This is a genomic window from Nocardiopsis xinjiangensis YIM 90004 (assembly GCF_000341145.1).
In the GTDB taxonomy this organism is placed as follows: domain Bacteria; phylum Actinomycetota; class Actinomycetes; order Streptosporangiales; family Streptosporangiaceae; genus Nocardiopsis; species Nocardiopsis xinjiangensis.
Window position 1 is genome coordinate 19236 of sequence record NZ_ANBE01000007.1, and the last position, 23350, is coordinate 42585.

Below are 23350 nucleotides of genomic sequence, written 5' to 3' on the forward strand. Positions count from 1 at the left end.
GGTGAATCCTCCGGAACAGGCTGTGAACGATGCCACAAACACCCACAATGATTCACAGCCCACTGGAGCAGTGTCAACACTTAACAACTAATTTCAACACAACAAATCACGCAAGGGCCCCGTTGACACCTCCGATGCCAAGGATCAGACTTGAACCAACAAGAATCAACACACCTGAACGGACGGGGGCCGGATGCTGGCCGCGCAACGGCAGGAGCAGATCCTCGAACGGCTCCGCAGAGAAGGGAGCGTGCGCGTCACCGATCTCGTCGGTGACCTGTCGGTCTCCGACATGACCGTGCGGCGCGACCTCGACGTCCTGGAGGTCCGCGGCGCCCTGCGCAAGGTGCACGGCGGCGCCGTCGCACCCGAGGGTCCCCGCACCGAGGAGCCCGGGTTCGCCGCCAAGTCCACCCTTCAAGCCGCACAGAAACACGCCATCGCCCGCGCCGTGGCCGAGCTCGTCGAGCCCCACAGCGCGGTGGGGTTGTCGGCCGGCACCACGACCGCGCTGGTCGCCGAGTACCTGCGCGAGAAGCCCGGCCTGACCGTCATCACCAACTCGCTGCACGTGGCCGAGGTCTTCCACCGATCGGAACGATCCGACCAGGCCGTGGCGCTGACCGGCGGGTTCCGTACCCCCTCCGACGCCCTGGTCGGCCCGCTCGCCCTGGCCTCGGTGCGCGGCATCAACCTCGACACCCTGGTCCTGGGCGTGCACGGCATGGCCGAGCGGGCCGGGTTCACCACCCCCAACCTCATGGAGTCCGACACCGACCACGCCCTGGTGGAGTCCGCCGAGTCCCTCGTGGTCGCCGCCGACTCCAGCAAGTGGGGCACGGTCGGGCTGAGCACCATCGCCCCGCTGGAGCGCTGCGACGTGCTCGTCACCGACGGCGGGCTCGCACCGGACGCCCGCCACGCCCTGGAGGACCACGTGGGCCGCCTCGTGGTCACCGACGTCCCCCCGGAGACCGGATGAGGAAGACCACCGCGACGCTGGCCGACGGCCGGCAGATCATCTACTACGACGAATCCCGCAACGCCCGCCGCGTCCCGCACGAAGACCCCCGCGAACTGCCCGAACGCGCGCCCGGATCCGAGCTGCGCCGGGACCCGCTCACCCGGGAACAGGTCGTGGTCGCCGCCCACCGCCAGAGCCGCACCCACCTGCCGCCCAGCGACCAGTGCCCGCTGTGCCCCTCCACGGGCGGCCGGCAGACGGAGGTCCCCTCCCCCGACTACGACGTGGTCGCGTTCGAGAACCGTTTCCCCTCCCTCAGCGGCGACGAGGGCCGCTGCGAGGTCCTGTGCTTCTCCTCCGACCACGGCACCTCCCTGGCCCGGCTGGGCACCGAGCGGATGCGCACCATCGTCGACGCCTGGGCCGACCGCAGCGCCGCGCTGGCCGAGCGGCCCGGCACCGAGCAGGTGTACTGCTTCGAGAACCGGGGACCGGAGATCGGGGTGACCCTGCACCACCCGCACGGGCAGATCTACGCCCTGCCCTTCGTCACACCCCGCACCGGCACCGTGCTGGCCTCGGCCCGTGCCCACAGGCAGGAGACCGGCGGCGACCTGTTCGAGGACATCCTGGCCGCCGAACGCGAGGGCCCGCGCGTGGTCGCCCGGAACGAGCACTGGACCGCGTTCGTGCCCGAGGCCGCACGCTGGCCGGTGGAGGTGCACGTGTACCCGCACCGCCACGTGCCCGACCTGCCCTCCCTCGAGAGCACCGAACGCGACGCCTTCGCCGAGCTCTACACCGAACTGCTCGGCCGGCTCGACCGCCTCTTCGACGCCCCGCTGCCCTACGTCTCCGCCTGGCACCAGGCACCCGTGCGCCAAGGCCGGGACCGGGACCTGTCCCGGCTGCGCCTGGAGCTCTTCTCCGTGCGCCGCGCCGCCGACAAACTCAAGTACCTGGCCGGGACCGAGTCCGGCATGGGCGTGTTCATCAACGACGTCGCGCCCGAGGCCACCGCCCGGCGCCTGCGGGAGGCCGCACAATGAAACTCCTCGTCACCGGCGGCGCCGGATACGTCGGCAGTGTCGTGACCGCCCTGCTGCTCGAGGTCGGGCACGAGGTCACCGTGCTCGACGTGCTCTCCGCCGGACACCGCGACGCCGTGCCCACCGGGGCCTCCTTCGTCGAGGGCGACGTCCACGACGCCGCCCGGGTCCTGGATCCCACCTTCGACGCCGTCCTGCACTTCGCAGGCAAGTCCCTGGTGGGTGAGTCCGTGCAGGACCCGGGCCCCTACTGGCACACCAACGTCGGCGGCACCCTCGCCCTGCTGGAGGCGATGCGCGAACACGGGGTGGACCGGCTGGTCTTCTCCTCCACCGCCGCCACCTACGGCGACCCGCCCACGGACGCGCCCCTGCACGAGAGCCACCCGGCCGCACCCACCAACCCCTACGGCGCGGGCAAGCTCGCCGTGGACCACATGCTCACCGGTTGGACCCGCGCCCACGGCCTGGGCGCGGTCAGCCTGCGCTACTTCAATGTCGCCGGCGCCCACGGCCGCTTCGGCGAACGCCACGACCCGGAGACCCACCTGATCCCCAACCTGCTGAAGGTCGCCGCCGGGCAGAGCGAGCACGCCTCGGTCCACGGAACCGACTACCCCACCTCCGACGGCACCGCCGTCCGCGACTACCTGCACGTACGCGACCTGGCCCAGGCCCACGTGCGCGCGCTGGAGCGGACCGAGCCGGGCACGCACCGTGTCTACAACCTGGGCAGCGGCGGCGGGTACACGGTCCGCCAGGTGTTGTCGGCGGTCCGGCGGATCACCGGGCACCCCCTGCCCGCGCTCGAGGGCCCCCGGCGGGCAGGCGACCCGGCGGTCCTGGTGGCCGCCAACGACCGTGCGCGCCGGGAGCTCGGGTGGCAGCCCTTGCGCGGTCTGGACACGATCGTCGCCGACGCCTGGGCCTTCGTCCGCGGCCGTACGGAACAGCAGGTGGCACCATGAGCGACTTGGCCGCACAGTTCCGGGAAACCTTCGCGACCTCCGCCGAGGGGGTGTGGGCCGCGCCGGGGCGGATCAACCTCATCGGTGAGCACACCGACTACAACGACGGGTTCGCGCTGCCGATCGCGCTGCCCCACACCCTGACCGTGGCCGCCGCGCGCCGCGACGACGGGCGGGTGCGGTTGCGTTCGCACCAGTTCCCCGAGCCGCACGGGTTCTCTCTGGAGGGTCTGGCGCCCGGTTCGGTGCCGGAGGGGGCTGCCTACCAGGCCGGGGCCCTGTGGGCCCTGCTGGAGGAGGGCCACGGGATCGGCGGGCTCGATCTGCTCGTGGACAGTACGATCCCGGCCGGCAGCGGCCTGTCGACGTCGGCGGCGCTGTGCTGTGCGACGGTCCTGGCCGCCACCGGACTGTACGGTCGCGAGCCCGCCCCGGCCGAGGTGGCGCGACTGGCCCAGCGCGCGGAGAACGACTTCGTCGGGATGCCGTGCGGGATCATGGACCAGTCTGCGGTGATGTTGGCCGAGCAGGGCCGGGCCCTGTTCCTGGACTGCCGTTCCTCGGCCACCGGGTCCGAGCCCTTCGACCTGGCCGCGCAGGGAATGTCGCTGCTGGTGGTGGACACCAAGGCGCCGCGCCGGTTGGTGGAGGGCGCCTACGCCCAACGCCGCGCCTCCTGTGAGGAGGCCGCGCGTGTGCTGGGGGTGGCTGCGTTGCGTGAGATCTCGGGGCCGGACCTGGAGCAGGCGCTGGATCGGCTGCCCGAGGGACCGATGCGGGCGCGGGTGCGGCACGTGGTGACCGAGAACGACCGGGTACTGCGGTCGGTGGAGCTGTTGCGGTCGGGCCGGCTGCGTGAGGTGGGGCCGTTGTTGACCGCCTCGCACGTGTCCTTGCGCGACGACTACGAGGTGAGCGTCGCCGAGGTCGACACCGCGGTGGAGGCGGCGTTGTCCGCGGGCGCCCTGGGTGCGCGCATCACCGGTGGCGGGTTCGGTGGCTGTGTGATCGCGCTGGTGGACTCCGAGCAGGTGCGGGCGTGCTCCGACGCGGTGCGTGCGGCTTTCGCCGGGCGCGGGTTCGGCGCACCGGAGGTGTTCACGGCCCTGCCCTCGGCCGGGGCCCGACGCCTGCGCTGAGCCCCGGCCCGTCCGATGGCGGCACCGGTGGACGAGCTGCCCGTGAAGCTGACCTTGCCCACACCGGGGTGTTCCACGAGCGGTGCACCCGCACCGCGGCCGTCCCCGGTGACCACGTTGAGCACGCCGGGCGGGAGTCCGGCTTCCTCCAGCAGAGGCACCAGGGCCAGAAGCGAGGCCGACGTGTGTTCAACACCGTGTTGCCCGTGGCCAGTGCGGGTGCGAGTTTGGTGGCGGTCAGCAGCAGCGGGGAGTTCCACGGGGTGAGGGCTCCCACCCACACCGACCGGTTCGCGCAGCGTGTAGTTGAGCAGATCGGTCCGGTTCGGTGGCACGACGTCACCGTGGATCTTGTCGGCCGGCCCCGTGTAGTAGTAGAAGCACTCCGGCAGGCTGGTCGGCCGGCCCCGCATCTCACGCAGCAACTTGCCGTTGTCGCTGTTCTCGGCCCTGGCGAGCAGCTCGGCACAACAGCAGGTGGCGGCACGGTTCGCCACCGCGTCGGCCGACAAGTCCTCCGGAGTTTCCTGGCACGGGGCGAAGCCGGGATCCCCCTGTCGGACGGCTGCTCGGCCGCGCTGGTGGCCCGGATCGGAGAGCGTCTGGAGACCACCGCCCACACCATCTTCATGGGGCACGTCGTCGAGGTCGAGAACGGCGACGACGCGCCCATGGTCTACAGCTCGGGCGGGTTCTACGACGGGAGCAAGCTCGATCCGCTGAGCTGGCGCCGGGCAGGCACCGGGTTCTCTCCCCTGGGAGGACTCGGGCGGATCGGCCCGGTGGACGTGGACCGGGACTCGGCCGAACCGGGCTTCCGGAACGCCGAGAACGCGGCGGGACGCGGTCTGGCCGTCGCAGCCGTGCAGCGGTGTGTGCCTTTGCCTCGACGGAGCACGGCCCGGCCTCACTACGGGCCGCCACGACCTTCGACCACCCCGGATCGCCGACCGTGCTGGAGCGGGCGGGCTTCGTCCGCGGCGACACCTCGGAGCTGGGCGGGTGCCCGGGTTGCGCCCGTCGCGCATCTCGGAGGGGCCGGGCCGCTGACGACCACCCTCTAGTATCGCGGTTGTGCCTGCCGACCACTCTTCGCTCCAGCCAGTGGGCCCTCTCCGCGCCGGCCTGCTCGCCGTCGTCGTCCTTGCGGTGTTGGCCACCGCTCTGACCTGGGGGTGGTTCACGATCGGCCCGAACCACCCCGTCTACGGTCTGCTGGTGGTGGCCGGGACTTTCGCCGCAGGCCCAGTGCTGGGCGGCCCGATCGAACGCCGGATGGCCGACACGTGGTTCCGCGTCCCGCAGGGTGAGCGAAAACTGCACCGTGCGCTGGGGGTGGCAGCCTTCGGCCGGCTGTTGCAGCGTTCGGGCTGGAACCGCGCCATCGCCGACCCGATGCGCAGTTTCGACGGCACCCGAGCTGGTTTGCCCGCCCTGGACCGGTCGTTGCGCGGCAACGTCGCCGCCCACGGCTCGTGCTTCCTCGTCCACGTCGCACTCGCCGTACTCGCCGCGGCGACCGGTCACGCCCCGGGGGCGCTGTGGATTCTCCTGCCCGGGGTCGTGGTCCACTTCTATCCGGTGATTCTGCAGCGCTCGATCGCGCTCCGTCTGCAACGAGTGCGTGATCGGTGACCCGAGAAACAGAAAAGGGGCTCACCGCGCGGTGAGCCCCTCCGTGTCGTCGGGACGGCGGGATTTGAACCCACGACCCCTTGACCCCCAGTCAAGTGCGCTACCAAACTGCGCCACGTCCCGTGAATCCGGACCGGCACCGCGTGCACGGGGCCGCCGACGGGTCGACTCTATCGCATCCGTGGCACTGACCGGACATCGTTCCGGTGCCCGGCGGGGCCGGGGCCCGCACGCAGACCCGTGAGCGAATGAGGATCACCGCACACTCCGCGGCCCAGGACGGTCATCCCCCACTTCCGGCTAAAAACAGCGCATATGTTCAGCAAATGGACAAACAGTCCGACGCTGTAAACAACCATGCGAGGAGTGCCCTCAGGATGACCGAGAACAGCCGGTTCGAGCGCGGACGCCCCGTCGTCCTGCGCGGTGGCACGGTGCTGCCCATGGACAACGCCCGCACCGTCCTTCCCGAGACCGACGTCCTCGTCGTCGACGACCGTGTCGTGGAGATCGGCCGCGACCTGGCCGTCCCCGACAATGCCACCGTCATCGACGCCACCGACGGCATCGTCATGCCGGGCATGATCGACACCCACCGCCACATGTGGCAGACCGCGATGCGCGGATACGGGGCCGACTGGACCCTGACCCAGTACTTCGTCTGGTACTACATGGAGGGCGGCAAGCTCTTCCGCCCCGAGGACGTCCACGCCGGCAACGCCCTGGCCGCGGCCGAGGCCCTCGAAGCCGGAGTGACCACGGTCGTGGACTGGTCGCACGGGCTGCAGACCGTCGACCACGCCGACGCCGCCGCCGACGCCCTGGAATCGGTCCCGGGCCGCTACGTGCTGGCCTACGGCAACATCCACGCCCAGCCCGGCGAGTGGGCCACCGACCCGGCCTTCCGCGACTTCGTGCGGCGCCGGTTCGACGGCGACCGCGACATGCTCGACGTCCAGATCGCCTTCGACGTCACCGGCGACCCGGAGTTCCCGGAGAAGCCCGCCTTCGAGACCGCCCGCGAGCTCGGCCTGCCCGTGACCACCCACGCGGGTGTGTGGGGCGCTACCGGCGACGACTCGATCCGGCTCATGCACGAGCACGGGTTCATGACCCCCGAGACCGTCTACGTGCACGCCGCGTCACTGTCGACCGACTCCTACCACCGGATCGCCGCGACCGGCGGCAGTGTATCGGTCTCCACCGAGAGCGAGCAGAGCGCCGGCCAGGGGTATCCGCCCACGTGGAAGCTGCGCGAGCACGGCATCCCGGTGTCGCTGTCGATGGACAGCAGCGCCTGGTGGAGCGGTGACCTGTTCTCCGCGATGCGCTCCACTCTGAGCGCCGACCGTTCCCGCGAGCACCTGGAGGCGCAGTCGCGCGGCGAGACCGTCACCCACGCGGCCCTGCGCGCGGACCAGGTCGTGGAGTGGGCGACCCGCGGCGGTGCCCGCGCCCTGGGCCGCGGCGACGACCTGGGCCGGATCAGCCCCGGCGCCAAGGCCGACCTGGTCCTCATCAAGAACGACCACTCCCCGGTCTCCTTCCCGATGCTCAACCCCTACGGCCACGTGGCCTTCCAGGCCCAGCGCGGCGACGTGCACACGGTCATGGTCGACGGGCGCGTGGTCAAGCACGAGCACCGCCTGCTCGACGTCGACCTGGCCACGATCCGCCGGAACGTGGAGTCGACCATCGACCACCTGCGCGGTGAGCTCGGCGAGGAGGAATGGACCAAGGGCATGAACCCCGACGTGCCCGAGCCGACGATCCTCGACAACCCGTACTCCTACACCGACTACAAGAGCGCCTCCACCCACGGGGGTTGAGTCCCCGCCTCCACAGGGGCGTCCCGGGACGGGCCCGGGACGCCCCTGTGTGCGTTCCGGGTGACTGACCGAATCGTGTACCCACCGACGTCCCGTTCACCCGAATTGAAAAGAACGCGGAGCGACATTGATGGCCACAGCATGACTAAGGTCGACATTTAAGGACACAGGGCATGATGGAATTCCGTGCCGGCTGAACCCTGACTCCCATCGATCGGTCTTTTCAAGCAATGCCCCCTCCTGCCAGCATCACGGTCGACACAGGAGGAGGACCCGATGCTGGGTATGCGCGTCATCTCACTGACGATCCACGGACCACGAGGGGGACGGACCTTCGACCTCGATCATTCCTTTGTCGCGGTACACGGGCCCACGAACACCGGAAAAACGTCCCTGGCCGACGCGATATCCTACTGCATGGGGCAGAAGGTCAGGTGGAAAAAGGCGTTCGGAGACTTCGTCACCAAATGCGAACTTCATGTCCGAATCGGGAACTCCGAGTACATCCTGCACCGCTCCCTCGGAGCGGCAGGAGCAGATATCGAGGTCACGAACATCGGCCACGAATTCGTCGCGAGCCTATCGGTGAAGAAGAACGGCGACCCCTCGCAGCCTTCCTTTTCCGACTGGATCCTCACCGAGCTCCACCTCAAGCAGGCCATCGACCCTGACGCGATCCGGGCCCTCGGCGCAGAAAGGACCCGACTGACCTTCACCGACCTATGGCAGTACCTGTATCGCACACAGTCCGAACTAGACCGCCAGGTAATCCTGCACGCCGGTGGCCGCGCGTCGGCCCGCAAGGCCCTCTTCGAACTGCTCTTCGGCCTCAGCAGCACCGACGAACGCCTGCTGGAAGCGAAACTCAGCGAGTCCCGGAAGATCATCCGCGAACAGAAGAGCACGGTGCAGAGTGTTCAGGCGTTCTTCGCTGAGTCCGGGACCTCACCCGATCAGGCGGCCGCCGAGCACAGGGAGGCTGAGCGGGAACTCGAACGCGTCACCTCGGAGCTGGCCCCTCTCCGATCACATGTGGCCGACTGGGAGAAGAAACGCACGGTACTGCGGAACGAGCACGACGGCGCCCGAAAGGCCTGGGCGAGAGCAGCAGCTGCGATCGAACGGCAGGACATGAAGCCTGTACCCGGAACTCTCGATCATTCCGGCCATGCACCCGTATCGTGCCCTGCCTGCGGACAGGGGGTCCGGTCCGGCCGAGCCGACGCAGGTGCATGTGACCTGTGCTTGCAGATAAAGCCACGGAAGACGCCGATACCTACCCGCGGGCCGGTCGGCTCGGTCAACACGGACGAAGAATTCCCCCGAGCCTCAACCGCACTCGACCAGGCACGGCAGGCTCTACAGGAACACGAAGCGAACGAACCGCACGATACCCGCGCTTCCATCGAAGAGCTGTCGAACAAGAAGTCCGCCTACCGTGAGCGCCTGGATCAACTCACGCCAAGGATCGAGGCACTCCGCGACCTGTTCGCCGGAGCCGATGCCGCAAAGGCCGAGGCTAAACAGGTCGAGCGTAAGCTGAAGACCGTGCGGGCGCAGATTGTCGATCGAGAGGTGACTCTGGACGAACTGGAAGAGTACTTCTACGAGGAAGTCAAGAATATCGATCTTCCCTGGTTCGTTGGTTCGGCAACTCTCGACCGCAAGAGCTATCTCCCACTGATCGACGGCCAGGAATTCGAGCAGCTCGGTGGTGGCACGAAGGCCGCCGTCAACGTTGCCTACAGTTTCGCCCTGCTCGCTTTCAGCACCCGATTGACCATCGATTACGGGGAAAAGCCGCTCCTTCCGTGCTTCCTGGTAGTGGATGCGATCCGCAAGAACATCGGAGCAAACGCCGAGGACAAAAACCTCTCGGACCGCCTGTACCAGCGTGCTTCCAGCGCGGGCACCCACCTCATGGTCCGCGGCAAGGGTCAAGTCATCGTCCTCGACAATGACGGACCTTCGGAAGGCGTGCGCAGGACTGGAGCGTTCAAGGAGATCAAGCTGTCCTACACGGAACCCCTCATCCCCGGGGTCTCACACTCCGACACCGGCGAAGACCCGCACGTCTGAGTGCGCGACCGGCTCCGCCATGATCGTCCCGGGCTCGGCCCGGGGCGTCTCTTTCTGCGCAGGTCGGAGGTACCCGCCCGAGAGAGGCACCATCGCCAGGGCCTGCGACAGTGGCCTGGAGGCGATCGCGGGAGCGCTGCAACCGGACGGGGTCGAACGCGCCCACCTGTTCGACCTCGCCCGAGCGCTCTCCGAACCGCGCGCCCAACACGGCAAGGCTCGTCTTCCTCGACCCGTACGTCACGACACCGCGCATGGTTCCCCCCTCGTTCGCACGGCCGTGCGGCCCGCCCCGCACCGAAGAGGCACCCGGGCGGTCGCACGGCCACCGTAGACACGCGGCACCGGCACCTGGGAGAACCCCTGAGGAGTCTTTACCGTCCAGGAACCCTCGAACACCCGAGCGCCCGGGCCCGGTTCCGGCTCCCGCGTGCTCCCGGCGCCCCGACCCGGAACCCGGTTGCGACGCACGCAGCCGGTTCGGCAGGCTCGGCACATGACCCCCCGACGCGACGAACTCCCCAAGCTCCACGATCTCCGTTGGAGCGAGATCGACCCCCGCACCCACCCCTTCGACCCCGCGACCGCACGCGCCGAGGTCGGCGCCCTGGCCCCGGCGGCTCACGTGCCGCCCCCTCCCGAGGGCACCGACATCTGGGAGCGCATCGCGTGGGGCCGGGAGTTCGCCGGGCCCTGGACCGGGGAGATGACCCGCGCCCTGCACGAACGCTTCGGGCCCTGGGTCCTCGGCTGGGGCTACTCCGCCGAGGGCAGTGGGGGTGCGGTGTTCAGCTGGTGCTGCCCCACGGACTCGGTGACCACCCCGGAGCAGACCCTCGACCGGGTGGCGGCCTCCCTGTGCGAGTGGCGCGCCTGGCTGGAGGAACTGGGCGAGATCTACGAACGCCACCCCATGGGCAGCGGCGACCGCGCGGACGTGTGGGAGCGCGCCGCGACCGTCATCACCACCCGCGTCGTCGAGCGTACGCAGGGAGCGGAGGCCTGGTACATGCACTGCGCCCAGGCCCTGACCTGGTATCTGACCATGTGGGGCCTCTCGTTGGACACGGCCGTCGAGTGGACGGAGCTGATCCTCGAGGGCTCGTTCGAGAGCTGGATCGTGCCGGGGGACTCCGCCGTGCAGGAGGTCGCCCGGCAGGTGGCCGCCGCACCGTGGGAGAAACAGGGGCGCACGTGAGCACCGACCACCTGCGCCTGTGGCTCACCGTGCGCGACACCGTCCCCTGGGAACACACGCGCCCCGCCACCCACACACTTGTCGCTCCGGCCCGGGACGGCGCGGCCGACGACGTGCGGGCCTTCGACGCGGCCCGGTCCCCCGAGCGCGCGGCGGGGATGCTCGCCGCGCTGGAACACGCACGTTCTGACGCCGCCGTGGGGGCGCCTCTGGAGTTCGCCCGGGTCGCCTCCTGGCAGCGGTCGGTCCTGGGCACGTCCGCGGTGGGGTTCCGCCGGGGTTCGGCCTTCGCCAAAGGCGGGCGCGAGCGCTACGGCACCGACCTGACCGGCCTGTTCGACGCGTGTCTGGCCGAGACCGCCGCCCCCTCCCCCGCTCTGCCGGCACGCGCCGCCCGCGCCTACCTGGACGTGTGCTTCTTCCATCCCTTCAGCGACGGCAACGCACGGGCAGCGTTCCTGGTGTTGGTCTTCGTCCTGGCCCGCGAGAGTGTGGCGCTGGACCGGGTGGGGCCGCTGCGGCGGCTGCCGCATCGCGCCGACCATCCCGAGGGCGCGTTGGCGCTGGCGGACCTGGTGTCGGTGCTGCTCGAGCACGCCTGCAGGCGTGCTGCGGGGCGGCCCGATCGACCGTGAGGGGGCGTAGGTCGGTCGGGCCGCCCTGGGTTCCGGCTCAGGTGCCGGAGGGTTCGGTGGCCTCCTGCACCGCGGAGGTGAACTGCTCGCTCGCCTGCTCGGGGGTGGCGTTGCCGAACCCGAGGTCCTCCATGACACGGAGGTTGATGTCGACGACCTCGCCCGCACCGATGGGCTGCGGCGGGTTGCCGTCGACGATGGAGTCCTCGATCTCGTCGATGAACTCCGTCGCCTTGGTGTCGGCCTGGCCCAGGTCGTCGACGATCGCGTCGCGGACCTCGAGGTTGGCGGGGATACCGAGCTCGCCCTGGACCACCCGCGCGGAGGCGGGGTCGTTGAGGAGGTAGTCCACGAACTGGCCCGCTTCCTCGGGGTGGTCGCTGCCGGCCGCGACCGAGTAGTAGATGCTCGGCTTGTAGAAGAGCCCGGTGCGCTCGAACTCGGCCTCCCCGGGCATCCGCAGGAGCTCCAGATCGCGTCCTGAGGCGGATTCGAGGGCCACGAGCTGGTTGCTCCAGAAGAAGGCCATCGCGCCTTCGTTCATCCCCACGAGGGACTGCTCGGGGCCGGCCGCGGCGAGTTCGACGCTCCGGGAAGCGCTGGGCTGGATGCCCTCCTCGATCAAACGCTCGTTGAACTCGTACCAGGAGGTGAGGGTCTCGTCGCTGTAGGCGATCTCCCCGTTCTCGTCGAAGAGGTTCTCCCCGTGCTGGCGGGCGTAGATCTGGAAGACGTTCTCGTTACCGGGGCCCTGGGTACCGATGATCTCCCCGTCGGTGGCGTCGGTGATCTCCTCGGAGATCTCGGCGTACTCGCCCCAGGTCCAGTTCTCGTCGTCGGGCATGTCCACCCCGGCCTCCTCGAAGGCCTGCGGGTCGGCCGCGATGGTCATGGCGTTCACCCCGCCCACGGCCCCGGTGGTACCGTCCTCGGTCACACCGCTCTCGGCCATCAGCGGGTCCATCTCCGAGAGGTCGAGTGTTTCCAGCTCCGTGAGGTCGTACAGAGCGCCCCGGTCGGCGTACTCACTCAGGTAGGCGTCGTCCTGCATGATGATGTCGGGTGAGTCGTTGGCCGCGGTGTTGGTGGCCAACCGGTCCCAGTAGTTGCTCCAGTCGGTGTAGTCGCCCGACACCGAGATCCCGGGGTTCTCGGCCTCGAAGTCGGCGATGACCTCCTGGAGCGCCTCATGGCGGCTGTCCGATCCCCACCAGGAGAAGCGGAGTTCGACCGTGCCGTCGTCCCCATCGCCACAAGCGGTGGCCAAGAGTGCGAGCGCGCTCCCGGCGGCAGCCACTCGGAGGAGCGGGCGTGCGCGGAATCGTGGGGGCATGAGGGATCCCTTCGATCAAAGGGCGGACGGGGGGACTGGACCTCGCGTGCGGGGACCACGAGGACAGGGCTACCGGTCAAGGGTTCTCGGATTCAGTCTGGTAAGCGCTATCCATCCTGAATTTCCTGCTTTTTAACACCAAATTCTGACCCGTGTCAATGATGGCAGGGGCGCTGGAATCCGGCCCGCGGCGGCTCTGACCGCAGGCATCACGGGCTGCGGAACCAAGGGGGTGCCGAGATCTCGGAGGCCGCCCCACCGGCGACCCGCCCCCGGAGAGCCCCACTGCCACCCCGCGCGGACGGGCCCCACACACGCCTGCCCGCTCCCCCGCGGATCGTGACGTGCCTTGCCCGACCCTCGGCAAGCGCTTACCATCCTGTTCGTGCGACATGGCGAACCCCCTCGGACCCCGGACCCCCACACCCCCGCCCCGCAACACCCCCTGCCCCCGGGCCCGGTACCCATCCTCCTCGTGGGTGTGCACGGTTACGGGCGCATGTACCTGCGTTCACTCCTGCCCCTCGTACGCCGCGGCGACGTCGGCCTCGTGGGTCTGTGCGACCCTCACCCTCCCGCCCCCGACGACGAGCTCGAGGGCCACGGTCCTCTTCCCTGCTTCACCGACCTGGACGAGGCCCTGGAGCGCACCGGCGCCCGGATCACCGTGATCGCCACGCCGATCCACACCCACCTGCCCCTGGCCCTCACCGCCCTGAAACACGGCTCCCACCTGATGCTGGAGAAGCCCTCCACCGCCTCCCTCACCGAGTTCGACCGTCTCGCCGAGGCCCTGGAAGGGTCCGGGCTCGCGTGCCAGATCGGTTTCCAGAGCCTGGGCTCCGGGGCGGTCGGCGAGGTGCGCCGGCTCCTCGGCACGGGCGCGGTGGGCGAGCTCCGCGGTATCGGGGCCGCCGGCACCTGGAAACGCACCTCTGCCTACTACGCACGCGCCCCCTGGGCGGGCCGCCGCCGGATGGAGGGCCGCGACGTGGTGGACGGCGCTCTCACCAACCCCTTCGCCCACGCGGTCGCCACGTCCCTGGCCCTGGCCGGGGAAGGGCACCGTGCGCCCCGATCGACCGAGGTGGAGCTCTACCGTGCGCACCCGATCGAGAGCGACGACACCTCGGCGCTGAGACTGCACACACGGGAGGGCGTCCCCATCACCGTGGCGGTGACGCTGTGCGCCCCCGGCGATCCGCCCCCGGTCCTGAGCGTGCACGGGACCCGCGGACGGATCGACCTGGAGTACACCGAGGACCGCCTCACCCTGCGCAGGGAGGGCCGGGCCCCGCACACGACGGTCCACCCCCGGTTCGGTCTCGTGGACGACCTCGTGGCTCACCTGCGCGAGGGCACGCCGCTGACCTGTCCCCTCTCAGCCACCCGCGGCTTCGCGCACGCGTTGGAGGCCGTGCGCACCGCCCCCGCCCCCCGGCCCATCGGGGCCCGCCACCAGAAAGTGTGGCAGGAGGACGGACACACCCACCGGACCGTGCACGGGATCACCGAACTGGTCCATCGCAGCGCGGAGTCGCTGTCCCTGTTCAGCGAGCTCGGGGCGCCCTGGGCGCGGCCGCCCGCCGGCGACCCCCGCGCCCCCGCCGGCCCCGTGGCCTGACCCGCCTCTCCGCCCCGTCCCGGGGCCCCGAAAGGAGCGCTCCATGCGCGTACTCGTCACCGGAGGATCCGGACGCCTCGGCCGCAGCACCGTGGCGGTCCTCGCCGCGCGGGGGCACGAGACGGTCTCCGTGGACGCCCGTCCCGGCGCTGCCGTCGCGGGGGTCTTCCAGCGCACCGCGGACCTGATGGATCTGTCGGCGCGCACCGCCCTGTTCCGGGAGAGCGCACCGGAGGCGGTCGTGCACCTGGCCGGGATCGCCGTCCCCTTCGGCGAACCGGACGAGCGCACCCTGACCGTGAACACGGCCCTGGCCTGGTCGGTACTGTCCGAGGCCACAGCGGCGGGGGCGCAGTGTGCGGTGGCGGCCTCCAGCCCCACGGTCTACGGCTACAACCACCCGTCCTGGGCCCCGCTGCGGTTGCCCCTGGACGAGGAGCACCCGATCGCCCCCTGGCACGCCTACGGCCTGAGCAAGGCGGTGGTGGAGGAGACCGTGCGCGCCCTCGCCCGGAGTTCGGACGGGTGTGTCCTCTCCGCCGTCCGCCCGGGGTACGTGATCACCCCCGAGGAATGGGACGGGGCCCTCACCCAGCAGGGCCACACCGTCCGCGAGCGCCTCCGCGACCCTGCCCTGGCCGGTGCGTCCTTGTTCAACTACGTGGACGCCGAGGACGCGGCGCTCCTGATCGCCCTGCTCGTCGAGAACCCGGACCGGGCGCGCAACGGGGGCGTGTACAACGCCGTCGCGCCCGACCCGCTCTGCCCCGGGCCCGTGGACACGCTCCTGGCCCGCCTGCACCCGGCCACGGCGCCCTTCGCCGGGGCCCTGGCCGACGGACGGGCCGTCTTCTCCTCCGAGCGCGCCCGCGCCGAGCTCGGGTGGCGCCCGGAAGGGACGTGGCGTTCCCGGCTGCGTACCGGGGATTGACCAGGAGGGGCGCACGCACGGGTTCGGTTAATGTGGGAAGCGATTTCCCATCGGCACGAGTTGTAAGGACGCAGGGGTTGAGTTCGGGGTACGTGACTCTGGGGCAGGTGGCCGAGGCGGCAGGTGTGTCCTTGGCGACCGCTTCGAGGGTCCTCAACGGGAGCACCAGCACCCGCCAGGTCAGTGGGGAATTGCGTGAACGGGTGACATCGAGCGCCCGGGCGCTGGGGTACCTGCCCAACGCCTCGGCGCAGTCGCTGGCACGCAACTCCAGTTCCTTGGTGGGCCTGGTCGTGCACGACATCGCCGACCCGTACTTCTCGTCCGTGGCCGCTGGTGTCACCCAGACGGTGGAGGAACACGGCCTGGTCGTGGTGCTGGGCACGACCGACCGTTCCCCCAGCAAGGAGAGCACGATCCTGGCCGCATTGCGCTCGCACCGGGCCAAGGCGGTGGTGCTGGTCGGGTCCCGTTCCACCGACAGCAAGAGCACCGAGGCTCTCACGCGGGAGATCGAGTTGTTCCGCCGCCAGGGCGGGCGCGTGGCGTGTGTGTCCCAGCCGGTCCTGCCGGCCGACACCGTCTCGCCCGACAACCACGCCGGCGCGGCCGAGTTGGCCCGCAGCCTGATCGAGCAGGGGCACCGCAAGTTCGCGCTCCTGGCCGGCCCCAACAACCTGAGCACGGCGCGGGAGCGCATGGACGGTTTCCATTCGGCGCTGTCCGCCGCCGGCCTGGAGCCCGACTACCAGGACGTCATGCACGGGGACTTCACCCGGGACGGCGGTTACGCCTCGACGCGTCGGCTGATGATGCTGGGCACGGAGGCGACCTGCCTGTTCGCGGTCAACGACGTGATGGCCACCGGTGCGATCGCCGCGCTGCGCGAGCTCGGGGTGCGGGTGCCCGAGCAGCTCTCGGTGGCCGGTTTCGACGACATCCCGACGTTGCGGGACCTGACGCCCTCGCTGACCACGGTGCGCCTGCCGCTGGAGCAGATGGGCCGGCAAGCGGCCGAATTGGTGTTGGCCCGTGAGGAACGGGAGGAGCCGCGACTGATCGACGTGCACGGCGAGGTGCTCATCCGGGAGAGTACCCGGCCCCCCGCCTGACCGTCCTGGGCGGAGGACCGGGGCCCGCTCAACCCGTGGGGTCCTCACCGGGGCCGGCGAGGACCAGACCGTGGCCCGGCGCGGTGTCGGCTCGCAGCCACCCGTTCTCGATACACACCCCGCTCGGTGCGGCCAGTGCGCCCAACGCCGCGAAGGACCCCTGGTCGATGTCCTCCACCATGGCCACTCTCGGCAGGCACAGGGCCAGTTGCCCGGACAGTTCCGGGAGCAGGTGCGGGGCCACGGGAACGCTGCGCCGGGCGGCCAGCTCGGCGATGCGCAGGAACGGGGTGATGCCCCCGACCCTGACCACGTTGGGTTGGACCACGTCGCAGGCCCCCTCGTCGAGATAGCGTTCGAACTCCTCGACGGTGCGCAGGTTCTCCCCCAGGGCGAAGGGCACGTCGGTGCGCGCACGCAGCCGTACGTGGGCCGCCAGGTCGCCGGCCGGCAGCGGCTCCTCCACGAACAGGGGGTCGTGCTCGGTCAGACCGCCCAGGGCCCGCAGGGCACCGGGCACGTCCCAGCGCTGGTTGGCGTCGACCATGAGCAGGCGTTCAGGACCGACGAGGTCGCGCACCGCGGCGACCCTGTCCAGGTCGCGCCCGGTCTCGGCCGAGCCCACCTTGATCTTGACGGCGTGGTGCCCGGCCTCGGTCCAGGAACGCACCTGGGCGAGGAGGTCGGGCAGGCAACGGTCGAGGTTGACGCCGCTGCCGTAGGCGGCCACACGGTCGCGGCGCCGGCCGATGAGTTCGGCCAGCGGCAGGTTCGCTGCCTTCCCGGCCAGGTCCCACAGGGCGATGTCCACCCCGGCCAGAGCCATGAGAGTCAACCCGCTGGTGCCGGCCTCGCGCAGCGACCAGTGGAGTTCCTCCCACAGGCACGGGTGGGCGCGGCGGCCCTCCAACAGCGGCGCCAGGTCGGCGTTGACCAGGGCTTCGACCGCTCTGCCTCCGACGACGGGGGTCCAGGAGAACCCGGTCCCGGTCGGTCCGGTGTCGGTCTCGACACGGACCACGACCACGTCGTTGCGATCGACCCCGCCGTCCCAGGCCCGGTGCAGCCGCAGTCGCCGCAGGAACGCACGCACACGGGTGACTCTCATGGCCCTCGCCACCTCCTCACAGCACGTACTGCACGTGCCTGCGCACCATCGTGTCGATGACCTGGTCGCTGTCGGCCGCCCAGACGTCGGCGTTGAAGATCTCCACCTCCACGTCGCCCTCGTAGCCGGCCCGCCGGACGGCACGGTGCAGGGAACGGACGTCGATGTGTCCGTCGCCGACCATGCCCCGGCCCAGCAGGGGGTCGTCGGGGATCGGGGTGAGCCAGTCGCAGACCTGGAAGGAGGCGATGCGCCCGAGGGCCCCGGCCCGTTCGATGTGGTGATACACGTCCGGGTCCCACCAGAGGTGGTAGGTGTCCACGACCACTCCCACCGTCTCGGGCGGGAACCACTTGGCGAGGTCGAGCGCCTGGCCCAGGGTGGACAGCACCGCGCGGTCGGCGCAGAACATGGGGTGCAGGGGTTCCAGGCCGAGTTTGACCCCGCGGTCGGCCGCGCGGGGCACGAGGTACTCCAGTTCCTCGGCCATGCGGGCGCGGGTGGCGCGCAGGTCCCGTTCTCCGTCGGGCAGGCCGCCCACCACCAGGACGAGTGTGGCCGCGCCGAAGGCGGCCGCCTCGTCGATGGCGCGCAGGTTGGACTCGCGTGCCTGCTCGGTGCGGGCCGGGTCGGTCAGGAATCCGCCCCGGCAGTAGGAGGACACGCGCAGGCCCGCCTCTCGCACCATGCGTTCTGCACGTTCCTGTCCTGCCTCCGCGACGTGTTCTCTCCACAGGCCGATCGAGGGAACGCCGGCGCGCAGGCATCCGTCGACGGCCCGGGCGAGGTCGGCCCGCTTGACCGTGGCCTGGTTGAGCGAGAGCCGTTCGATCCTGGGGTCGCCGGGGGCCGGGGTAGGCAGGTCGGCAGGCCTGCCGGACGGGATGTCCACGGGTTCCGGCTCGGCCGGGGCGGGGGTTCCGGTGCGGGTGTTCACTGCGGCACCCCCGAGACCTCCAGGAGGGAGCGCATGCGGGCGGCGGCGCGGTCGGGGTCGTCCAGGAGCCCGGCGCGGTCGGCCAGGCGGAGGACCTCGGACAGGTGGGGCAGGCTGCGTCCGCTGTGCAGGCCCGCGACCATGTGGAAGCCGTCCTGGTGGCCGTTGAGCCAGGCCAGGAAGGTGATGCCGGTCTTGTAGTAGTAGGTGGGCACGGCGAACAGGTGCCGGGACAGCGGCACGGTGGGGTCGAGGATCTCCCGGAACCGGGCGGTGTCGCCCTCGTCGAGCGCGGCCAGGGCCCGCGAGGCGGCCGGTGCGATCGCGGCGAAGATGCCGAGCAGGGCATCGGAGTGGCCCTGTTCGTCGCCCTCGATGAGTTCGGGGTAGTGGAAGTCGTCGCCGGTGTACAGGCGTACCCCGTCGGGCAGAAGGCGGCGCAGGCGGATTTCGTGTGCGGTGTCGAGCAGCGAGACCTTGATGCCCTCGACCGCGTCGGCGTGCTCGGTGATGAGTTCGGCGACCGGTTCGACGGCGTCGGCCGGATCGGCGTATCCCCAGTATCCCTCGAGGGCGGGGTCGAAGGCGGTGCCGAGCCAGTGCAGGAGGACCGGCCGCTCGGTCTCCGACAGCAGGGCGCCGTAGACCCGTGTGTAGTCGGCGGGGCCCTCGGCCGCTGCCGCGAGGGCGCGCGAGGCCATGATCACGGGGGTCGCGCCCGCCTCGGTGATCACTCGGAGCTGCTCGCGGTAGGCGTCCAGGATCCCGTCGAGGCCGGGGGCGGGGCCGGTGAGCTGGTCGGTGTTGACGCCGCAGGCCAGGGGGGCCGATCGTGCCGCGGCCTCCTTGCCGGAGCGGCGGACGAGCTCGGCGGTGGCGGCCCAGTCCAGACCCATGCCGCGTTGGGCGGTGTCCATGGCGTCGGCGACCCCGAGGCCCTGGTCCCACAGGTGGTGGCGGAAGGCCAACGTGCGGTCCCAGTCGAGGACGGCGGGGTCGCCGGGGGCGTTGTTCGCCCGGGGGTCGGCGACCACGTGGGCGGCGGCGTAGGCGGTGCGGGTGCGCGGGGCCGGTACGGGCGCGGCCCCGAGCGGGGTTCCGGTGAGGGTGTGGGGGGCGGTGGTTCCGTTCTGCGTGGGCAGGTTCAGTGTGTTCATGTGTTCGTGACCTCGTCGAGGACGATGCGTTCGCCGGTACGGGCCGAGCGCAGGCCCGCCTCGGCCATCTGCAGGCCGCGGGCGCCGGAGAGCAGGTCGTGGGGGAAGGGGGTCCCGGCCGCCACGTGGCGCAGGAAGTTTTCCCACTGGGCGCGGAACCCGTTGGGGAACTCGCGGTTGTCGGGGACCTCGGCCCAGCCGGCGCGGTGGTCGACGGGGTCGGCGACGTCGGGGTCCCAGACCGCCTTGGGGGTGGCGGTGCGGTGCTGGATGCGGCAGCCGCGCAGCCCGGCGACGGCGCTGCCCTCGGTGCCGTCGACCTGGAACTCCACGAGCTCGTCGCGGTCGACCCGCACGCTCCAGGAGGAGTTGATCTGGGCGATGATGCCGCCCTCGATGTCGAAGATGCCGTAGGCGGCGTCGTCGGCGGTGGCCTCGTAGGGCTCGCCGCTTTCGCCCCAGCGGCGGGGGATGTGGGTGGCGGTGCGGGCGGTGACCGTGTGTACGGCGCCGAAGAGGTGCTCCAGGACGTAGTGCCAGTGCGGGAACATGTCGAGCACGATGCCGCCGCCGTCCTCGGAACGGTAGTTCCAGCTGGGGCGCTGACCGGGCTGCCAGTCGCCCTCGAAGACCCAGTAGCCGAACTCGCCGCGCACCGACAGGATCTTGCCGAAGAATCCGCTGTCGATGAGGCGGCGGAGCTTGAGCAGGCCGGGCAGGAACAGCTTGTCCTGGACCACGCCGTTGCGCACGCCGGCCTGTTCGGCCAGTTCGGCCAGTTCGAGCGCCTCATCAAGGGTCGCGGCGGCGGGCTTCTCGGTGTAGATGTGCTTGCCGGCGGCGATGGCGGCGCGGGCCGCGGGCTCGCGGGCGTGCGTGATCTGGGCGTCGAAGTAGAGGGGGACGCCGTCGTCGGAGAGCACGGAGTCCAGGTCGGTGGTCCAGCGTTCGATGCCGTGGCGCTCGGCGATCGTGCGCAGCTTCTCGGGCGAGCGGCCGACGAGCACGGGTTCGGGTACCACCCGGGTTCCGTCGGGCAGCTCCACCCCGCCGGCGTCGCGGATCTCCAGCACGGACCGGCTCAGGTGCTGCCGGTAGCCCATTCTGCCGGTGACGCCGTTCATGGCGACACCCAGTGTCTGGACGGTCATGGGTCGATACCACCTTTCTGTGAAAGCGCTTTCCAGGCTAATCCACCCCGACGGCTGACGCCAGCCCGGGATCGGGGAGGAGGAGCAGGGCCCGGTGCGGCCCGGGATCCGTGCACGGGTCCCGGGCCGCACCCGTTTCCTAGTCGGGGTAGCGGATCTGCGGCTCGGGCACCTGCGACCAGTCGGTGCTCGAGGCGAGCATGAACGAGGGGTGGGAGGGCTGGTTGTAGGCCGTCTGCTGCCACGCCACACCCACGCGGTACTGCGGGTCGTGCATCAAGGTGTGAACCTTGCGGTCGGTGACCTCGGGGCTGCTGTAGATGCGCAGCGCCGAACCGTCCTCGGTGCGCACCACCAACTCCTCACGCCAGTCACCGAGCACGTCCGCCACCAGGGCCGGGTTCCCCTTGGTCCCGTTGCTGGTCAGCGTGCCCTCGGCCGTCAGGAGCGTGCCCCGGCCCCAGTCCTCGATCCGGGGCGGTTCGGAACCGTCCCCGGTGTCGGTACCGTGCACGGTCTGGGTGGTCATGTCCGCCGACCACCGGATGCTCATGTTGGTTCCCGGCACGTCCTCGCCCAGGAACTCGCCGCCGGCCGCGTGCAGCCCGGCCTCGCCCTCGCCCGGACCCATCTCGTACCAGGCCTCCACGCCGGGTCGGTCGGGGTCGATGTCACCGACCATCCCCCGGCCCACGTCACCGCCCATGAATTCACCGAAGAGTACGTCGCCCGTCTCGGCGTCACGCATGGCGTACCCGTAGGGAGCCGCCGAGTCCTCGTGCACCGACCAGATCTCCAGCCCGTCCCGGTCCGGATCGAAGTCGCCCACGTGCAGGGCGTCCCCGTGGCCGAACCCGACGCACTCCTCCCCGTCCACGGCCGGGCTCCCGTCGCAGGAGGAGTAGAGCAGGGACCCGTCGTGGTCGAGGACGGCCGAACCGTGGACGACCTCCTGGTGTCCGTCGCCGTCCACGTCGGCCACGCTCAAGGAATGGAAACCCTGCCCGGCCAAGGCACCCAGCTCCGGGTCGGCCGCGTCCCGCATGTGGATGCCGTCGTCGTCGAAGGGGTTGTCCATCTCGACGTGCCCGCTGTCGGCGGACCATCGCTTCTGAATACGCTTGCCGTCGAAGTCGTAGGCGACGACGGCCGAACGGGTGTAGTAACCGCGCGCGAAGACCGCTGAGGGCTCGGTCCCGTCGAGGTGGGCCACGCCCGCCAGGAACCGGTCCACCCGGTTGGCGGGTTCGATGCGTTCCATCGCGTAGTCGCCCCAGCGGAGACCGTCGTCGCCTCGCTCGGGCTCGTAGCGCACGGTGTCCAGTTCCGCGCCGCTCTCGCCGTCGAAGACGGTCAGGTACTCGGGGCCGTCGAGGACGAACCCTTCGAATCCGCGCAGGTCGTTGTTCTCGCTCTTGTCAGGGGCGTACTCGTCGATGAAGAAGTCGGCGAGTTCCCGGGCCTCGTCCTCACCCAACGGGTAGTCGTGGCGCGGTTCCCCTCCGAAGGCCTCCTCCAACGTCCGAGGCCACTGGCCGCTCCTGACCTCGGGCTCGGTGTGCCAGTTCCGGAACATCTCCACGAGGTGCTCGTAGTAGTCGTCGGCACCGAAGCGGTGGTCGTCCCGGTGGGAGTGGCCGGCCTCCAGGTCCTCCTCCGGCATGGTGATGTATTCGGAACCGGTCTCCCGCCCGTCCCCGTCCAGTTCGACGGTCCGCGTGCCCGGCGCGGTCCTGAACATCAGTTCCGCGCGGCCGTCACCGTCGAAGTCGTATACCAGGAACTGCGTGTAATGGGCCCCGGCACGGATGTTGTGCCCGAGGTCGACACGGTTCAGCAGCTCCCCTTCGAGCGTGTACGTGTCGATGAGGACGTTGCCGGTGTACCCGGTGTGCGAGTTGTCCTTGGAGTTGGACGGGTCCCACTTGACGACGAACTCGTACTGCCCGTCGCCGAGCACGTCACCCACGCTCACGTCGTTGGCGGTGTACTCGTACTCCACCCCGTCCGGGCTCGTACCGCCCTCGGGAGGCTGCAGACCGATCTCGTGGAAGCCCTCCTCCCAGACCGAGGTCTCGCCCTCGGGTCCCTCCTGTCCCACGGGGGCGACCGTGTAGGAGGATCCGGCACCGCCGTCCTCGTCCAGGTGGTTGGTGCTGTCCTCGACCACGGCGATGGACTCGCCGTCCCGGAGGACCTCGAAGGCCGGGCCCTCCATACCGGCTTCGCCCCGCCCGTCGACCTCGTCGCCGAGCAAGCGCCAGCTCAGGAGGACACCTTCGTCCGATTCCACGGCCACGAGACCCCGGTCGAGGTGTTCCATCCGGGTGTACGTTCGCCGGTCCTGCTCGGCCGGCGCGTGTGCGGCGCCGGCCGCCAGCAGCACGCTCACTCCGGTTGCGAGCACACCTGCGCTTCGCAACGCCCTGCGGGGGGTGGGCACGGTCGATCAGCCTCCATCGGGTCGTGATCGGTCAGGGGATGAGGGGCCCGACCAGGGG

At 70.5% G+C, this 23350-nt stretch carries 20 protein-coding genes and 1 tRNA gene; 13 read left to right on the forward strand and 8 right to left on the reverse strand.

All coding sequences use genetic code 11. The annotated features are described in order from the left end of the window. The first annotated feature begins 193 nt into the window (after positions 1 to 193). The 4 genes from D473_RS0104385 to galK are packed head-to-tail and all read left to right on the forward strand — an operon-like array spanning position 194 to position 4120. Positions 194 to 982 carry a DeoR/GlpR family DNA-binding transcription regulator gene (locus D473_RS0104385; protein ID WP_017607875.1) on the forward strand — a complete coding sequence of 263 codons (789 nt, stop codon included), beginning with the start codon at positions 194 to 196 and terminating at the stop codon, positions 980 to 982. Continuing rightward, entirely contained in the window at positions 979 to 2013 is a 1035-nt protein-coding gene (galT, locus tag D473_RS0104390; RefSeq protein WP_017607876.1) for a galactose-1-phosphate uridylyltransferase, read from the forward strand. Before D473_RS0104385 ends, galT begins: the two co-directional genes overlap by 4 nt. Then, entirely contained in the window at positions 2010 to 2981 is a 972-nt protein-coding gene (gene galE, locus D473_RS0104395) for a UDP-glucose 4-epimerase GalE (RefSeq protein ID WP_017607877.1), read from the forward strand. The genes galT and galE overlap by 4 nt, the downstream gene beginning before the upstream one ends. Continuing rightward, positions 2978 to 4120, forward strand: coding sequence for a galactokinase (gene galK / locus D473_RS0104400; protein ID WP_017607878.1), 1143 nt, complete (start codon positions 2978 to 2980; stop codon positions 4118 to 4120). The genes galE and galK overlap by 4 nt, the downstream gene beginning before the upstream one ends. On the opposite strand, the gene D473_RS28645 is transcribed toward galK, so the two are convergent. After that, positions 4080 to 4403: an aldehyde dehydrogenase family protein gene (locus D473_RS28645; protein ID WP_394296760.1), complete on the reverse strand. Its 324-nt coding sequence runs from the start codon at positions 4401 to 4403 to the stop codon at positions 4080 to 4082. The two genes, galK and D473_RS28645, sit on opposite strands and share 41 nt — an antisense overlap. Between D473_RS28645 and D473_RS27070 the strand changes: the two genes are divergently transcribed. Continuing rightward, a complete protein-coding gene (locus D473_RS27070) occupies positions 4327 to 5184 on the forward strand; it encodes a flavin reductase (RefSeq protein ID WP_241474705.1) in 858 nt (285 codons plus the stop codon). The genes D473_RS28645 and D473_RS27070 overlap by 77 nt on opposite strands. A 40-nt stretch (positions 5185 to 5224) precedes the next feature. Beyond that, positions 5225 to 5755, forward strand: coding sequence for a glycosyl-4,4'-diaponeurosporenoate acyltransferase CrtO family protein (locus D473_RS25980; RefSeq protein WP_017607880.1), 531 nt, complete (start codon positions 5225 to 5227; stop codon positions 5753 to 5755). 49 nt (positions 5756 to 5804) lie between these two features. On the opposite strand, the gene D473_RS0104415 is transcribed toward D473_RS25980, so the two are convergent. Further along, a tRNA-Pro gene (locus D473_RS0104415) sits at positions 5805 to 5878 on the reverse strand. A gap of 254 nt (positions 5879 to 6132) precedes the next feature. On the opposite strand from D473_RS0104415, the gene D473_RS0104420 reads away from it, so the two are divergent. From D473_RS0104420 to D473_RS25990, 4 genes are all read left to right on the forward strand, one after another. Next, positions 6133 to 7584: an amidohydrolase family protein gene (locus tag D473_RS0104420; protein WP_017607881.1), complete on the forward strand. Its 1452-nt coding sequence runs from the start codon at positions 6133 to 6135 to the stop codon at positions 7582 to 7584. A gap of 276 nt (positions 7585 to 7860) precedes the next feature. Then, positions 7861 to 9663, forward strand: a complete 1803-nt coding sequence (locus D473_RS0104425) for an ATP-binding protein (RefSeq protein ID WP_017607882.1) — start codon at positions 7861 to 7863, stop codon at positions 9661 to 9663. A 496-nt stretch (positions 9664 to 10159) separates the two neighbouring features. After that, positions 10160 to 10861 carry a hypothetical protein gene (locus D473_RS25985; RefSeq protein WP_051042956.1) on the forward strand — a complete coding sequence of 234 codons (702 nt, stop codon included), beginning with the start codon at positions 10160 to 10162 and terminating at the stop codon, positions 10859 to 10861. Further along, positions 10858 to 11496, forward strand: a complete 639-nt coding sequence (locus D473_RS25990; RefSeq protein WP_051042957.1) for a Fic family protein — start codon at positions 10858 to 10860, stop codon at positions 11494 to 11496. The genes D473_RS25985 and D473_RS25990 overlap by 4 nt, the downstream gene beginning before the upstream one ends. A gap of 37 nt (positions 11497 to 11533) precedes the next feature. Here the strand turns inward: D473_RS25990 and D473_RS0104435 are convergent, their stop codons facing one another. After that, positions 11534 to 12829: an ABC transporter substrate-binding protein gene (locus D473_RS0104435; RefSeq protein WP_026126597.1), complete on the reverse strand. Its 1296-nt coding sequence runs from the start codon at positions 12827 to 12829 to the stop codon at positions 11534 to 11536. Between the two features lie 475 nt (positions 12830 to 13304). Between D473_RS0104435 and D473_RS0104440 the strand changes: the two genes are divergently transcribed. The 3 genes from D473_RS0104440 to D473_RS0104450 all read left to right on the forward strand — a co-directional run bounded on the left by D473_RS0104440 (position 13305) and on the right by D473_RS0104450 (position 16496). Continuing rightward, positions 13305 to 14453, forward strand: coding sequence for a Gfo/Idh/MocA family protein (locus D473_RS0104440; RefSeq protein ID WP_017607884.1), 1149 nt, complete (start codon positions 13305 to 13307; stop codon positions 14451 to 14453). Between the two features lie 43 nt (positions 14454 to 14496). Continuing rightward, on the forward strand, positions 14497 to 15384 hold the full coding sequence (locus D473_RS0104445; protein ID WP_017607885.1) for an NAD-dependent epimerase/dehydratase family protein: 888 nt from the start codon (positions 14497 to 14499) through the stop codon (positions 15382 to 15384). Between the two features lie 77 nt (positions 15385 to 15461). Next, positions 15462 to 16496, forward strand: coding sequence for a LacI family DNA-binding transcriptional regulator (locus D473_RS0104450; RefSeq protein ID WP_017607886.1), 1035 nt, complete (start codon positions 15462 to 15464; stop codon positions 16494 to 16496). Positions 16497 to 16524: 28 nt separating this feature from the next. Here D473_RS0104450 and D473_RS0104455 read toward each other — a convergent pair whose 3' ends face one another. The 5 genes from D473_RS0104455 to D473_RS0104475 form a co-directional block, all read right to left on the reverse strand. Then, entirely contained in the window at positions 16525 to 17604 is a 1080-nt protein-coding gene (locus D473_RS0104455; protein ID WP_017607887.1) for a mandelate racemase/muconate lactonizing enzyme family protein, read from the reverse strand. Positions 17605 to 17620: 16 nt separating this feature from the next. Then, positions 17621 to 18541 (reverse strand): sugar phosphate isomerase/epimerase family protein, encoded by a 921-nt coding sequence (locus tag D473_RS0104460; RefSeq protein WP_017607888.1) that lies wholly within the window; start codon positions 18539 to 18541, stop codon positions 17621 to 17623. After that, entirely contained in the window at positions 18538 to 19698 is a 1161-nt protein-coding gene (locus D473_RS0104465) for a dihydrodipicolinate synthase family protein (protein ID WP_017607889.1), read from the reverse strand. The genes D473_RS0104460 and D473_RS0104465 overlap by 4 nt, the downstream gene beginning before the upstream one ends. After that, positions 19695 to 20849: a Gfo/Idh/MocA family protein gene (locus tag D473_RS0104470; protein WP_017607890.1), complete on the reverse strand. Its 1155-nt coding sequence runs from the start codon at positions 20847 to 20849 to the stop codon at positions 19695 to 19697. The genes D473_RS0104465 and D473_RS0104470 overlap by 4 nt, the downstream gene beginning before the upstream one ends. Before the next feature lie 139 nt (positions 20850 to 20988). Further along, on the reverse strand, positions 20989 to 23256 hold the full coding sequence (locus tag D473_RS0104475) for a rhamnogalacturonan lyase (RefSeq protein WP_449406440.1): 2268 nt from the start codon (positions 23254 to 23256) through the stop codon (positions 20989 to 20991). Positions 23257 to 23350: the final 94 nt, after the last annotated feature.